Source organism: Flavobacterium erciyesense, assembly GCF_018069925.1.
Classification (GTDB): Bacteria; Bacteroidota; Bacteroidia; order Flavobacteriales; family Flavobacteriaceae; genus Flavobacterium; species Flavobacterium erciyesense.
In genome coordinates this window covers 1-15,020 of sequence record NZ_JAGPXB010000017.1, presented here as the reverse complement: position 1 = coordinate 15,020, position 15,020 = coordinate 1, and the positions used below count along the sequence as shown (strand labels likewise).

General features: G+C 34.9%; 16 protein-coding genes. 14 read left to right on the top strand and 2 right to left on the bottom strand.

Translation table 11 applies throughout. The features are described 5' to 3' along the window. The first annotated feature begins 8 nt into the window (after positions 1-8). From hemC to KBJ98_RS13815, 14 genes are all read left to right on the top strand, one after another. Positions 9-929, top strand: a complete 921-nt coding sequence (gene hemC, locus KBJ98_RS13880; protein WP_210791521.1) for a hydroxymethylbilane synthase — start codon at positions 9-11, stop codon at positions 927-929. Continuing rightward, positions 929-1,609: a uroporphyrinogen-III synthase gene (locus KBJ98_RS13875; RefSeq protein ID WP_210791519.1), complete on the top strand. Its 681-nt coding sequence runs from the start codon at positions 929-931 to the stop codon at positions 1,607-1,609. The genes hemC and KBJ98_RS13875 overlap by 1 nt, the downstream gene beginning before the upstream one ends. 54 nt (positions 1,610-1,663) lie before the next feature. Beyond that, complete coding sequence (hemE, locus tag KBJ98_RS13870) at positions 1,664-2,689, top strand: uroporphyrinogen decarboxylase (protein WP_166132573.1); 1,026 nt, start codon at positions 1,664-1,666, stop codon at positions 2,687-2,689. 63 nt (positions 2,690-2,752) lie between these two features. Then, positions 2,753-3,655 carry an oxygen-dependent coproporphyrinogen oxidase gene (gene hemF / locus KBJ98_RS13865; RefSeq protein ID WP_210791517.1) on the top strand — a complete coding sequence of 301 codons (903 nt, stop codon included), beginning with the start codon at positions 2,753-2,755 and terminating at the stop codon, positions 3,653-3,655. Positions 3,656-3,691: 36 nt separating this feature from the next. Next, positions 3,692-4,237 (top strand): Panacea domain-containing protein, encoded by a 546-nt coding sequence (locus KBJ98_RS13860; protein WP_210791515.1) that lies wholly within the window; start codon positions 3,692-3,694, stop codon positions 4,235-4,237. Between the two features lie 5 nt (positions 4,238-4,242). Then, on the top strand, positions 4,243-6,201 hold the full coding sequence (locus tag KBJ98_RS13855) for a hypothetical protein (protein ID WP_210791513.1): 1,959 nt from the start codon (positions 4,243-4,245) through the stop codon (positions 6,199-6,201). A 2-nt stretch (positions 6,202-6,203) separates the two neighbouring features. Next, positions 6,204-7,202, top strand: a complete 999-nt coding sequence (hemB, locus tag KBJ98_RS13850; RefSeq protein WP_210791511.1) for a porphobilinogen synthase — start codon at positions 6,204-6,206, stop codon at positions 7,200-7,202. Continuing rightward, the gene (locus KBJ98_RS13845) at positions 7,202-7,588 is read left to right on the top strand and encodes a c-type cytochrome (RefSeq protein ID WP_210791509.1); all 387 of its coding nucleotides are present in this window, start codon (positions 7,202-7,204) and stop codon (positions 7,586-7,588) included. Before hemB ends, KBJ98_RS13845 begins: the two co-directional genes overlap by 1 nt. Before the next feature lie 196 nt (positions 7,589-7,784). After that, the gene (locus tag KBJ98_RS13840; RefSeq protein ID WP_210791505.1) at positions 7,785-8,255 is read left to right on the top strand and encodes a methylated-DNA--[protein]-cysteine S-methyltransferase; all 471 of its coding nucleotides are present in this window, start codon (positions 7,785-7,787) and stop codon (positions 8,253-8,255) included. Positions 8,256-8,338: 83 nt separating this feature from the next. Next, positions 8,339-9,052 carry a 3'-5' exonuclease gene (locus KBJ98_RS13835; RefSeq protein ID WP_210791503.1) on the top strand — a complete coding sequence of 238 codons (714 nt, stop codon included), beginning with the start codon at positions 8,339-8,341 and terminating at the stop codon, positions 9,050-9,052. 118 nt (positions 9,053-9,170) lie between these two features. Beyond that, a complete protein-coding gene (locus KBJ98_RS13830; RefSeq protein ID WP_210791501.1) occupies positions 9,171-10,610 on the top strand; it encodes a nucleoside recognition domain-containing protein in 1,440 nt (479 codons plus the stop codon). 383 nt (positions 10,611-10,993) lie between these two features. After that, on the top strand, positions 10,994-12,595 hold the full coding sequence (locus tag KBJ98_RS13825; RefSeq protein WP_210791499.1) for a fumarate hydratase: 1,602 nt from the start codon (positions 10,994-10,996) through the stop codon (positions 12,593-12,595). 73 nt (positions 12,596-12,668) lie between these two features. After that, on the top strand, positions 12,669-13,061 hold the full coding sequence (locus KBJ98_RS13820; RefSeq protein ID WP_210791498.1) for a hypothetical protein: 393 nt from the start codon (positions 12,669-12,671) through the stop codon (positions 13,059-13,061). A gap of 31 nt (positions 13,062-13,092) precedes the next feature. After that, complete coding sequence (locus tag KBJ98_RS13815) at positions 13,093-13,500, top strand: hypothetical protein (RefSeq protein ID WP_210791496.1); 408 nt, start codon at positions 13,093-13,095, stop codon at positions 13,498-13,500. 193 nt (positions 13,501-13,693) lie between these two features. Here the strand turns inward: KBJ98_RS13815 and KBJ98_RS13810 are convergent, their stop codons facing one another. Then, on the bottom strand, positions 13,694-14,353 hold the full coding sequence (locus KBJ98_RS13810) for a 3-oxoacid CoA-transferase subunit B (protein WP_210791494.1): 660 nt from the start codon (positions 14,351-14,353) through the stop codon (positions 13,694-13,696). 90 nt (positions 14,354-14,443) lie between these two features. Continuing rightward, on the bottom strand, positions 14,444-15,020 hold a 577-nt coding region (locus tag KBJ98_RS13805), incomplete at its 5' end, for a CoA transferase subunit A (RefSeq protein WP_210791492.1).

Genomic DNA, 15,020 nt, shown 5'->3' with positions numbered 1-15,020 from the left:
ATCGTAATATGGCTCAAAAAGTAATTAGAATAGGAACTCGCGATAGCGAATTGGCACTTTGGCAAGCTCATACCGTCCAAAAAAAACTAAATGATTTAGGGTACAAAACTGAAATTGTAGCCGTAAAATCGCAAGGCGATATCATTCTTGATAAGCCTCTTTATGAATTAGGAATCACTGGAATTTTTACTAAAACACTCGATGTGGCTATGATTAATGGCGATGTTGATATTGCGGTACATTCTATGAAAGATGTTCCAACTGCGTTACCACACGGAATTGTTCAAGCAGCCGTTCTCGAAAGAGCCAATACACTCGATATTTTAGTACACAAAGGCAATCTCGATTTTTTAAATCAAACTGGAACCATTGCTACGGGTAGTTTGCGCCGTCAAGCACAATGGCTTAATAAATACCCGAATCATACGGTGGTTGATTTACGCGGAAATGTAAATTCACGCATGAAAAAACTACAAGAAAGCGATTGGAGTGGAGCTGTATTTGCAGCAGCAGGATTGGAAAGAATCAACCTTAAACCAGAAGATTATATTGATCTTGATTGGATGATTCCCGCACCAGCCCAAGGAGCTATGCTGGTAGTAGCCATGGCTGAAGATGAATTTTCAAGACAAGCTCTGCATGAGTTGAATGATATTGATACAGAAGTGTGCACCCACATTGAAAGACAATTTTTAAGAACGCTAGAAGGCGGTTGTACAGCTCCAATTGGTGCTTTAGCCGTTTTTGTAGATGACGATATTGTTTTCAAAGGCGTTTTGTTTTCTATTGATGGAAAAGAAAAAATCGAAGTAGAAAAAACCGTTCCAATGCAAGAGTGGAAAAAATTAGGATTTTATTGCGCACAAGAAATTCTTGAAAATGGTGGAGCAGCACTTATGACATCCATCAAAAACAGCTTAAAGAAATAATGGAGCAAATTAATATTTTATCTACCAAAACACTTTCTGGAGTTCAAAGAAAAGCGGTTCTCGATGCCAACTTTGATCTTTTGGAACAAGATTTTATCGAAATAACAAACACTCCATTTTCACTTCAAAATATTCAAGAAAATCTTATTTTCAGTAGTCAGAACGCTGTTTTAAGTTTGTTAGAACAAGACGGTTGGGAAGGTTTACGAACCAAAACTGCTTTTTGCGTAGGCATCAAAACCAAAGAATTACTAGAGCAAAATGGTTTTACGGTAGATGTTTACATGGATTATGCTTCAGAGCTAGCCGAAATTATCACCTTAATTTACAGTCAAAACAGCTACACTTTTTTTAGTGGTAATTTGCGTAAAGAAACTTTACCGCAAGCACTAAAGGATGCTGGAATCGTGTTTAATGAAATTGAAGTGTACCAAACTAAGTTAGCACCATTTAAAATTTCAAGTCTAGAAAATTTTGCAGGGATCCTCTTTTTTAGCCCATCGGGAGTAGAGAGTTACTTAAAAGAAAATAAGCTAAAAAAAGAAGTTTGCTTTTGCATTGGCGAGACTACCGCCGCGGCTTTAAAAGGAAAAACAAAGAGCATTGTGGTGGCCGAAGAGCCAACTATTGAAGATTTAATTATCGGACTCATAGAATATTATACAACAGAAGGCGAATAAAGCCTATCAAATAGATCAAAACAAACCCTCAAAGAGGAATAAAAAAATAGAATTATGTTAAAAAATGACTTGTTTTTAAGAGCACTAAAAGGAGAAACTGTTGAACGCCCACCGGTATGGATGATGCGTCAAGCAGGAAGGTATTTACCAGAATTTAGAGCTTTGCGAGACAAATATGACTTTTTCACTCGTTGCGAAACTCCTGAATTAGCTGCCGAAATTACGGTTCAACCTATTCGTAGAATTGCCCCAGATGCTGCCATTTTATTTTCGGATATTCTTGTTGTGCCTCGCGCTATGGGAATTCACGTGGAATTAAAAGACAATTTAGGACCAATTATCCCAAATCCTATTCGTACCATGGAACAAGTAAACCAAGTGTTTGTTCCGGATGTAAATGAAACTTTAGGTTACGTTTTTGATGCTGTAAAGTTGACAAAAGAAATGTTGAACGATGAGGTTCCTTTAATAGGTTTTGCGGGTTCGCCATGGACTATTTTTTGTTATGCTGTTGAAGGTAAAGGGTCTAAAAGTTTTGATACTGCCAAAGGATTCTGTTTCTCAGATCCAGTAGCGGCGCACACTTTATTACAAAAAATCACCGATACTACTATTTTATACTTATTAGAAAAAGTAAAATCAGGTGTGAATGCAGTACAAATATTTGATTCTTGGGGCGGTATGTTATCGCCAGTTGATTACCAAGAATTCTCATGGAAATACATCAACCAAATCATCGATGCCTTAGCTGAAGTAACTCCAGTTATTGTTTTTGGAAAAGGATGTTGGTTTGCTTTAAATGAAATGGGTAAAAGTAAAGCCTCTGCACTAGGAGTAGATTGGACTTGTTCACCTAGAAATGCACGTTATTTGTCAGGTGGAAACATCACTTTACAAGGTAATTTTGATCCATCAAGATTGTTGTCACCAATTCCAACTATCAAGAAAATGGTTCACGAAATGATTGACGAATTCGGAAAAGACAAATACATTGTGAATTTAGGCCATGGTATTTTACCAAATATTCCGGTAGATCATGCCAAAGCATTTATTGATGCTGTGAAGGAGTATCAAAAGTAAACTGTCTCAGTTTCAGTTTACCGAATAACTGCGACTGGCAACTGCGACTGATAACTGATAAATATGAAAAATAAATTTTACACCTACATACAAAATCTTCAAGACCAGATTGTTGCTGGCTTAGAAGCTGTTGAAGGTCAAGCCAAATTCAAGGAAGATCTTTGGGAACGTCCAGAAGGTGGCGGAGGACGAACACGTGTAATTGAAAACGGAAATGTTATCGAGAAAGGCGGAGTCAATATTTCGGCAGTGCACGGAAAATTACCCGATTCGATGCAGAAATTATTCAACGTGGGCGAAGCTGATTTTTTTGCTTGCGGATTGAGTTTGGTAATCCATCCTAAGAACCCAATGGCACCTACGGTTCATGCCAATTGGCGTTATTTCGAAATGTATGACGATAACGGAAACGTAATCAACAGTTGGTTTGGTGGCGGACAGGATTTAACGCCCTATTATTTATTTGAAGAAGATGCAGTTCATTTTCATCAAACCTGTAAAACTGCTTGTGATAAACACAATCCAGAGTTTTATCCGAAATATAAAAAACAATGTGATGCCTATTTTTGGAATGCACACCGTAATGAAGCTCGTGGACTAGGCGGATTATTCTTTGATTATTGCAAGGAAACCGAACAAATGTCAATGGAAAACTGGTACAATTTTGTAACCGAAGTTGGCAATTCATTTCTTACCGCTTATGTTCCAATTTTAGAACGACGAAAAAATTTACCATATACCCCAGAACAAAGAACCTGGCAAGAAATCCGAAGAGGTCGTTATGTTGAGTTCAATTTGGTACACGACAAAGGCACTTTATTTGGCCTAAAAACCAATGGAAGAATTGAATCTATTTTGATGTCATTACCACCACACGTTCAGTGGGTATACGATCATCATCCAGAGGATGGAAGCGAAGAAGAAAAGTTATTGAAAGTGCTAGAAAACCCGATAAATTGGATTTAATACATTACATTTACTTAATCTAAATAACGAGTTTTTATGGAAAATTCAATTGAAATATTCAAAAACGTAGTTTTTCATTTGCGTGATTGGTATATGAAAGAAAACAACATTGTCTCTATTGAAGATTTTAACAGAAATAATGATTTTAGTATTTTAAAATTAATTAAACTTCATTTTTTTGTCATTGCAATAAATAGTGACAAAGATGATTTGCTCTTAAATGAGAATGAATTTTGGGCGATGCCTTATGGTCCAGTTGAAACTACTGTTTATACCAGAATTAGAATTAATAAAAATTTTAATGAATTTATATTGTCAAATGACAATATTACTTTCACAGGAAATAAGCCGTTAATTAATCAAAATGTAGAATCTAAGATATTGTCTTCAATTGAAATCTTAATGGAACTTGAGCCGAGATTAGTCTTTGCTGATGCAGGAACTCTTGTTGATTTATCGCATAAATGGAATTGTTGGAGAAAAAATTATATGCTAGCTAGAGCTAGGAATTCATATTCTTCTATAATCCCAAAAGAAGATATTACTAAAGATATAAAAGTTATTAATTTAGATTTAGTTTGATTATAATGAATTGTGAATGGTTAAAAGAAATATTAAATCAAATTACTGTTTTATCAAAGACAGATTGGTCTACAGAAGCATATGAAAATGCTCTAAGAGAGACCTCTTTAATAGGAATTGAAGAAGATGAAGATTTTTATGGTGATGTTTTTTTGAGTCATTTTGAAAATGAAATTCAAAAGTTCGAAGAAGACGTTTTAGTAAAGTATTTTGAATATTTGCATTTATCTATAATTGCTGGTGAGTGCTTCCTTAATGATTTTTTGGATACAATAAAAAAAACAATTGCTGTTTGTGGTAGACTACAATATGTTCAATTTAAGGAAGGTATCGATGAAAAATTACTACTATCATTAGAGGGAAAAATAGAGGAGATAGAGCCATTGTCAATTTTAAAAAAGTGTCTCATTGAATATCAATCTAACTCTAAATTTTTATTGCGACTGGTGGAAAATCCATCTTTAAATACACTTTTTGATTTATCTGACCAAACTCAAGACATTTTAGAAGAGCTAAAGAATAGCCGTTTTATAAATGATAGTGATTTAAAAAAAGAGCTTTTACTTTCTATAAAAAATAATTTAATCTTATTAAGAAAGGATTTCTATCTAAAATATGATATTGAAGATCTAAAAAGTTTATTAATTTCAAAAAATGAATTAGAGAGCTGTAATAAGTACTTTAAATCAACTCCCGCTATTTCCAATATTTTAATTTTATTAATCGAAAAAAGCACTTTTTTAATTAGAAAATTTATAATTAGAAAGTATAAAGAAGAGGATGTACATAATGAAAATTATGTTTTTTTGGGAAAAGAATCTAACTTCGATTTTGTTTCTCATAAACTCCAATTTGATGTTTTTAAAGATTGGGATAGATATTCTAAAAATCACTTTTTAAGCGAGGATAATTATGAGAAATCAATCACTCTGAATAGGAATTCTCAAAAAATACTAAAAATAGGTAAGGTCAGTGCTTTAGATTTTCACGCTTTAACGAAATGCTACAAAGATTTAAATACAGATTTAAATAAACTTAAAGAGCTTTTAACAGAAATTGACTCAATACCGATTGATAATATAGTTTTTGATAGTTTCTCATTAAATAAAATTAAGAACTATATATCAAATAATGTTTTCTCAGAAGCAATTAGGAATATCTCTTTTGATTTGCATATAGATGAGATAGAGATGCTTATTAATGGCGATATTAAAAAAATTCAAAAAATTCAAGATGAATCTTTTCTAAATAATTTTTTTCCATATTATAAAATATGTGATTTTTTAAATAATTACATTGAAATTAAAATAAGTGAATTTTCACTTAATAATAAGGATTCAGAGGATTCAATAAAACAAGTAAATAAATCATTAGATCTTTTAAAGAAATATTTTGATTTTTTTAAAAGATTTTTAAAGTGGTCTAAAGTACATTTGAATTATTCATATCAATTACCTTTCAGAGAATGCTTAAAAAAACATGTTTTAGGAGATAAGATTATCAATGTGTTTTCTTCTGCTACTTTCTCTTTACCAATAGAATTTGAAAAGTATGATGAATTTGAAAAGTATACAGAGGCATCCATTTTAAGGGTTGAAAATGAAATAAAGAGTCTAAGTAATCTTAATTCAATAATGAAGCATTTTGAAAAAGATAGAGATGAACTACAAGAAGACATTAAAAGTAATTCAAAGAAAAACATTGAATTATTAGGTATTTTTTCTGCTATAATTGCATTGTTATTCCAAGGGGCATATACATCAAATTCAAGTGTGCCTTTTGATGATAAACTATATGCGTTACTTATAATGTTTGTTGTATTAATTTCATTTTTACTAATGTTAAGATCTTTTGTTTCAAAAAAATATGAACGTAATGAGCTAATAACTGTCAGAATCATATCATTTTTGGTCATCCCAATACTATTAATAGTAGTTATAATAATATTAAAAATATTCAAATAATCATGTTCCCATTACAAAGAGGTCGTCGATTGAGAGTTAACGAATCCATTCGTTCCTTAGTTAGAGAAACTACATTAAGTCCAAGTGATTTTATGTTTCCTATGTTTATTGCCGAAGGCGAAAACGTACAAGTAGAAATTCCATCTATGCCGGGAATTTTCCGCCGTTCTATTGATTTGACGGTTAAAGAAGTGCAAGAATTATTCGATTTAGGAATTCGAGCAGTAAACATCTACGTAAAAGTTGACGAAAATCTAAAAGACAACGCCGGTACTGAAGCCTGGAACCCAAACGGACTTATGCAAAATGCCATTCGTGCCATCAAAGCCGCTTGTCCAGAAATGATTGTCATGCCTGATGTAGCTTTAGATCCGTATTCTATTTATGGTCATGACGGAATCATAGCAAATGGCGATGTCGAAAATGATTCTACCAACGATGCTTTGGTAAAAATGGCCGTATCTCATGCTCAAGCTGGTGCCGACTTTGTAGCGCCAAGCGATATGATGGACGGACGTGTACTACGCTTGCGCCAAGGTTTAGATGCTGCAGGGTATCATAACGTGGGCATCATGAGTTATTCTGCCAAATATGCTTCGGCATTTTACGGACCTTTTCGCGATGCTCTAGACTCTGCTCCGAAAGAAGCGGATGTCGTTGTTCCAAAAAATAAAAAAACCTATCAAATGGATTATGCCAATCGTCTTGAAGCCATCAAAGAAGCACTTTGGGATGTTGAAGAAGGCGCTGATATGGTCATGGTAAAACCCGGGATTGCATACTTAGATATCGTTCGTGAGGTAAAAAATGCGGTTCATGTGCCTGTAACGGTATACCATGTTTCTGGCGAGTATGCCATGATCAAAGCCGCTTCCGAAAGAGGTTGGTTGGATCACGACCAAACCATGATGGAGCAGTTAATGTGCATCAAGCGTGCAGGAGCCAGTTTAATTTCGACTTATTTTGCTAAAGAAGCCGCTATACTTTTAAATAAAAAATAATGAAAAAGATCCTTTGCTTAGTAGCAGTATGTTGCTTTCTATCTTGTAAAAAAGAAGAAACCAAAAAAGAATCCTTGTACCCAACAACTACTGAAGAAGTTGCTCAAACTCCAGTAGAATTAGGAAAAGAAATTTTTGAAGGAAAGGGAAATTGTATCGCCTGTCACCAAATTGACAAAAAGGTAATCGGTCCCAGCTTACAAGACATTGCGGGTATTTATAAAAGTAAAAATGCTGACATGGTCACGTTTTTAAAAGGCGAAGGCGAACCAATTGTAGACCCAAGTCAATACGAGGTAATGAAAGCTAACTTTGCACTCACAAAAGCCATGTCTGACGAGGAATTGAAAGCGTTAGAAGCCTACGTCTATTCTCATATAAAATAAAGCTACTTTTTTTAGGAGCTATATCCTGCTATCCGCTGTATTCCCGATAAATAAAAACTACGGCAAAAAAGCCTTGTTTTTCTAAATCGGGAGATGCCGCTTCTATCAGGGCTAAAAACAAAGACCATTCGCAAGTACGAATGGTTTTTTTATGACCGTATGTAGTCTACAATGATTATTTTTTTACCTTTAAAAAATGGAAACAGTCTACATCAATACTCCGCTAGGAATTGCTGCCATTACAGGTGATGTACATGGTGTTTCTGAAATAACAGTTTTAGAAGAGGGTGAAGTATCCGCTCAAATTCCCGTTTTTTTACAAGAGGCTGTACAGCAACTTCAAGAATATTTCAATTCTCAAAGAACTGATTTTACCTTTAAACTCAATCCCAAGGGAACTGATTTTCAACAAAAAGTGTGGAACGCATTACTTGATATTCCGTTCGGTAAAACAAGAACCTATCTAGAACAATCCAAATTTCTTGGTGATCCAAAAGCCATTCGAGCTGTGGCTTCCGCAAATGGGAAAAACCCACTTTGGATTGTAGTTCCTTGTCACAGAGTCATTGGTAGTGATGGTTCATTAACGGGCTATGCAGGAGGATTATGGCGCAAAAAATGGTTGTTAGAGCATGAAAATCCTTCCCCGCAACATAGTTTATTTTAGTTGGTTATGAATATTTTTTTTATATTCGTTTAAGATTATCCGTGCAAATCTTTTAAATCAGCGTCATCTGCGTGCCATAAAAAATGATCGAAAAAATAAATCTCAACAACATTCTGTTTCTCGATATAGAAACCGTTCCAGAATCTGAAAATTACGATGCTTTAGATCCTGAAATGCAATCGCTCTGGGAACACAAAACTCAATACCAGCGCAAAGAAGAGTTTTCTCCCGAAGATTTTTATGATCGTGCGGGTATTTGGGCCGAGTTTGGTAAAATTGTGTGTATTTCGGTAGGTTATTTTACCATCAAAGGTGACATTCGTAATTTTCGAGTAACGAGTTTTTTTGGCGAGGAGAAAAAAATACTTTCCGACTTTAATAATTTGCTCAACAATCACTTCAATCAACCACAGCATGTTTTGTGCGGACACAACGCCAAAGAATTTGATATTCCCTTTTTGGCTAGGCGCATGATTATCAACAATATTGCAATTCCAAACAAGCTGAATTTATTTGGAAAAAAACCTTGGGAAATTCCGCATTTAGATACATTAGAATTGTGGAAATTTGGCGATTACAAACATTTTACTTCTTTGAAATTGATGTGTAAAGTACTAGGCATTCCTTCTTCAAAAGGCGATATCGATGGTAGTCAAGTGGGTCATGTTTTTTATGTGGAAAAAGACATTGACCGCATTGTTACTTATTGTGAGCGAGATACTATTGCTGTAGCGCAAATTTTTCTGCGTTTGCGTAGAGAAGAGTTGTTGATAGAAGACGAGATTATTCATGTGTAAGTAACTTGAATGGCAGTATGAATGTCAAAATGAAATCTCAATTTAAAATTCTTTTATTGAAATTGACATTGTAATTGTTATTGATATCGATTTATTACATTTACAAAAATTATAAGTTATGGTATTGAGTAGATTTTGGTTGGTTATTTTTATTTCATCAATTGTTTTTGTAGTAGTGAGTTTGTTCAGTGCAAACACCTATACAATTGATTATGTATTGAATGGAAAAAAAGACGACCCGATTTTGATTTCTGAAAAAATGCCGGAGCAATTGCCCCTTTTTATCAAAGACAGTATCAAAAATGCACCAGATCAAACCATGATTGTCAATCGCGACACTTTAAACGCGGATACAACTTATGTTTTTAAAAATAAAACCGTAAAAATCTACAGTGGCGTACAAAAATCAGATGGTTTATTGCCTACTTGTAAAAGTACTTTACTAGATTTAGTTTTGCCATTAATGGCTTATTTGGCTTTCTTTTGTGGGTTAATGGAGCTTCTGATTATTTCAGGTGCTTCGGGGAAATTGGCCAAAGCTTTAAGTCCAGTTTTTGTAAAAGTATTTCCGAGTATTCCCAAAAATCACCCATCGATTTCGTATATGACTTTGAATTTTGCAGCTAATTTTCTTGGTTTAGATTCGGCTGCAACGCCTTTTGGCCTCAAAGCCATGGAAAGTTTACAAGAAATCAATCCTGAAAAAGATAAAGCTAGTGATGCACAAATTATGTTCATGTGCTTGCATGCCTCGGGGCTTACCTTGATAGCTACTTCAATCATTGGCTATCGTGCTGCCGCTAATGCCGCTAATCCTGCCGATGTGATGTTGCCTTGTATTATCACGTCGTTCATAGGTACCATTGCAGCCTTTTTGATCGTGGGTATCAAACAAAAAATCAATTTTAAAAGTGCGTCATTGGTATTGGTTTTAATTACGTTAATCGCAGCTATTATTGGTTTGCTGATGTATGTGAACCAACTTGATTTAGTGGGTAAAAACTACTTTACATCTAATCTGTCAGCTTTAATTTTAATCGCTATTATTGCGTTCACTTTGATTTTTTCATTCTGGAATGAAAAGAAATTTACTGCCGCAAGCACTACCGTTTTTGATGCTTTTGTAGTAGGTGCTAACAATGGTGTGAAAACAGGAGTAACTATTTTTCCTTACGTTTTAGGGATGTTGGTTGCTATTTCCTTGTTTAGAAATAGTGGTTTGTTTGAAATTATCAGTAACGGAATTGCCTTTATTTTCTCTAACATGGGTGTAAGCAAAGAAATCACAGATGCTTTGCCAGTTGCATTATTGCGTCCGTTTAGTTCTGCAGGTTCTAGAGGGTTTTTGATTGATTCTATGAACACTTTCGGTCCGGATTCCTTAACAGCTCGTTTGAGTAGTATTTTTCAATGTAGCGCCGAAAGTACTTTTTACGTAATTGCGGTTTATTTTGGGTCGGTGAATATCAAAAATACGCGTTACGCTTTAGGAACCATGTTGCTAGTAGACGTGATATGTGTAATTACAGCAATTTTTGTAGCTAGCTGGTTTTTTTAAGCCAGTCGATAAATTTTCTTAAAAATGTGCCAATCCTAAGGTTCTCAATTTTATGGTGACTAATTACAACGGATTAAAATCCGTTGACAAAACAAAAAAACTTATAATTGAACTTTCGTAGTAACACAACATATTGTTAAATTTTGATTTGATTTCGCACGAACCAATTATGTACTAGGATTTTTAATCAATTTTTCATTCTTTTGAGGGATTCAATAATTTTTTTAATTCATATCACAATGTCAAAATATACCAAATACATCGCCATCGGTTTGCTAATTCTTTTTTTACTAACAAGTATTTTAACGTAGTAGTTTAGCGTTGCTTTTTGAGTAACTTTTAAACTTACACTAACTATTTTATATTTGTAAAAACATTACACCATGGACTTTATTTATCAGGATCCTTATCCTATTTTAAAAGACGATACACAATACCGAAAAATATCTTCAGACTACGTAAAAGTAGAACAGCTGGGTGATAGAGAAATCCTTACCGTTGATCCAAAAGGTTTGGAGTTGCTTTCGCAAGAAGCCATGAAAGACGTTTCTTTTATGCTTCGTACTTCACACTTAGAAAAATTACGTGCTATTTTGGATGATCCAGAAGCGACAGATAATGATCGTTTTGTGGCTTATAATTTATTGCAAAATGCTGCAGTTGCTATTGACGGTCAATTACCATCTTGTCAAGACACCGGAACAGCGATTGTAGTGGCTAAAAAAGGAGAAAACGTATACACAGGTGTGGATGATGCCGAGTGGCTTTCAAAAGGAATTTTCAACACCTACCAGGAGAAAAACCTGCGTTACTCTCAAATTGTGCCGATCAGTATGTTCGAAGAAAAGAATTCTGGTTCTAATCTCCCTGCTCAAATTGATATTTATGCCAAAAAAGGAAATACGTACGAGTTTTTGTTTTTAGCAAAAGGGGGCGGTTCTGCCAATAAAACCTATTTGTACCAACAAACGAAATCCCTTTTGAACGAAAAGTCGATGGATGCGTTTGTACGTGCTAAAATCATGGATTTAGGAACTTCTGCTTGTCCGCCATATCACTTAGCGTTTGTAATCGGGGGTACTTCAGCCGAGGCTAATTTGGCTGCTGTTAAAAAAGCATCAGCAGGTTATTACGATCACTTGCCAACTACAGGAAACATGGCCGGTCAAGCATTTCGTGATTTAGAATGGGAGCAAAGAGTGCAACAAATTTGCCAAGAAAGCGCTATTGGAGCACAATTTGGTGGAAAATATTTTACGCATGATGTACGTGTAATTCGTTTACCACGACATGCTGCTTCTTGCCCTGTAGGATTAGGGGTTTCGTGTTCTGCCGATAGAAACATAAAGGGAAAAATTACCAAAGAAGGTATTTTTGTAGAACAACTTGAGGTGAATCCTGGGCGTTTATTGCCTGCAACGCCGCCACATTTAGAACCTGCTGTAGAGATTGATTTGAACCAACCGATGGCGGATATTCTTAAAAAGTTATCACAATATCCAATTAAAACGCGTTTGAAACTGAACGGAACTTTGATTGTAGCGCGTGATATTGCGCATGCTAAAATCAAAGAACTTTTGGATGCAGGAAAACCTATGCCAGAGTATTTCAAAAATCATCCGGTGTATTATGCGGGACCAGCAAAAACTCCAGACGGAATGCCATCAGGTAGTTTTGGACCAACCACAGCTGGAAGAATGGATGTTTACGTAGAAGAATTTCAAAAAGCCGGCGGAAGTATGATCATGCTTGCTAAAGGAAATAGAACGCCACAAGTTATGAATGCTTGTAAAACTTACGGTGGTTTTTATTTAGGCTCTATTGGAGGTCCAGCAGCTATTTTAGCACAAGATAACATCTTAAAGGTAGAAGTAGTTGACTTTGAAGAGTTAGGTATGGAAGCTGTTCGAAAAATAACAGTAAAAAATTTCCCAGCCTTCATTATTACTGATGATAAAGGGAACGATTTTTTCAATAATTTGTAATTAATTAAAGCAAACTATAAACCGCACAACCGGGAGTGTTTGTGCGGTTTTTTTGCTTCATAAATCTAATTTTATGTCATTTCAAGAAACCTTTTCAGAGTTTTATTCTAAGGTAAAAGCAAGTTTGCAGGATGGTACTTTTGCCAAATTAACGCTAGCTAAAACCATTGGGAACACTTTATTGATGAATATTTATGTGCGGCCGGTAGTGGTGGAGAATGATTTACAATTGGAGTTAAAGTTTAAATTTCAGCAAGAAGAATTATTTGAAATTCACTCAATCGGCAGCGCATTTGATCGTTTATTGCCATTTATTAATAATCCGTTTTTGTCAGCAATTTTGTTTACAACAGAGTTTGATTTGACTTACAAACTAAATAAAAAAAGAGCGGTAAGTATGGTGGAGCAATTTCCTAGTTTTACACATGCAGCAACAGCACTAACGGAATATTTAGAAAGTAAATAGAAAGAAGTTAGTAGAAACCTTTCTCGAAACCTTGGAAAAAGAAACTATGGAATTTAAAAGAATAGTGTTTTTACTTTTAAGTGTCTTGGCAATTCAAGCGTGTCAAAAAAAAGTTGAATGTGTAACTAAACTGAAGTTTGACAAAAGATTATGGTTAAGTAATCAACAGAAAGATTGCTACAGAGATCGAGAAAAAATGCTTTATGACTTATTGGACAATCATAAAATTAAAGGTCTAAAATATTCAGAAATTGAAAAGCTCTTAGGAAACGTAGAAATTGAATCAACATCGCATTCAAAGTATGTCAAATATAGTATAACCTCGGAAAAAGATTTAACAATAGACCAAAGATATTCGAAAGAACTAATCATATTTTTAGATAGAGATAGTATCGCGCAAAGTTTTATGGTAGCAAATCATGACAAAAATGATGAATAATTGCTACTTCTGACAAGCGTTTCTCGCAATTGGGAATTTTGTAGTAAGCTAATGTTTCACAAGAATTTTTAATTTTAACGGAAAATATAAAGTTCCGAGCTTCGTAACTGATGAGAATCGACAGAATTCTAAAAGTCATAAAAAAACCTCAAATGAACTTCATTTGAGGTTTTTTTATAGGACTTGATGTCGATTAGTTGATATCCATTTCAGGAATATCACCTTCAATTATCAAGTTAGCTTCGGTAGAAGCGATGATGTGTTCTACTGTAACGCCTGGCGCGCGCTCTAAAAGCTTAAAACCTGCTGGGGTAACCTCTAGTACTGCAAGCTCGGTTACTACCTTTTTAACGCAACCTACGCCCGTTAATGGCAAAGAGCATTTTTTAAGGATTTTTGATTCGCCTGCTTTGTTTACATGCATCATGGCTACAATGATATTTTCAGCAGAAGCGACTAAATCCATTGCGCCACCCATTCCTTTTACCATTTTTCCTGGGATTTTCCAGTTTGCGATGTCGCCATTTTCGGCAACTTCCATAGCGCCCAAAATGGTTAAATCTACTTTTTGAGAACGTATCATCCCGAAACTCAAAGCGGAGTCAAAAAACGATGCGCCAGGCAAGGTAGTAATAGTTTGTTTTCCTGCGTTAATGATGTCGGCATCCTCTTCTCCGGTAAAAGGGAATGGTCCCATGCCTAATACGCCATTTTCACTTTGAAATTCAACTGAAATATCGGTGCGAACATAATTAGCCACCAAGGTAGGAATTCCAATCCCTAGGTTAACATAATAGCCGTCTTGTACTTCTTTGGCAATTCTTCTTGCTATATCTTCTTTTGTTAAAGCCATAATTTTATTTTTGAAACTGGTAAGGTTTTTATAATTTGAGTATACTTAAATCATAAAATGAAGTCCATATAATTATTTGCAAACTGAATACTACTTTTGTCTCACAGTTCGTTGTTCAATTCTTTTCTCAAACGTTTCTCCTTGAAAAATACGTTGTACCATAATTCCAGGAATGTGGATTTCGTTAGGGTCTAATGCGCCTACGGGCAAAAGTTCTTCTACTTCTGCAATAGTAATTTTTGCAGCTCCAGCCATGCTAGAATTGAAATTACGAGCAGTTCCTTTAAAAATTAAATTACCTGCTTCGTCACCTTTCCATGCTTTTACAATAGCAAAATCAGCTTTGTAAGCGAGTTCCATGATGTGCATTTTACCATTAAATTCGCGAACTTCTTTTCCTTCAGCTACTTCAGTTCCGTAACCTGCTGGCGTAAAAAAAGCAGGAATTCCGGCTTGTGCAGCACGGCACTTTTCTGCCAAAGTTCCTTGAGGTGTCAATTCTACTTCTAGTTCGCCTGATAGCATCTGACGTTCAAACTCGGCATTCTCACCCACATACGATGAGATCATTTTTTTGATTTGGCGCTTTTGCAAAAGCAGTCCAAGTCCAAAATCATCTACACCGGCATTGTTTGAAATACAGGTTAAATCGGTTACATTTTTTTGA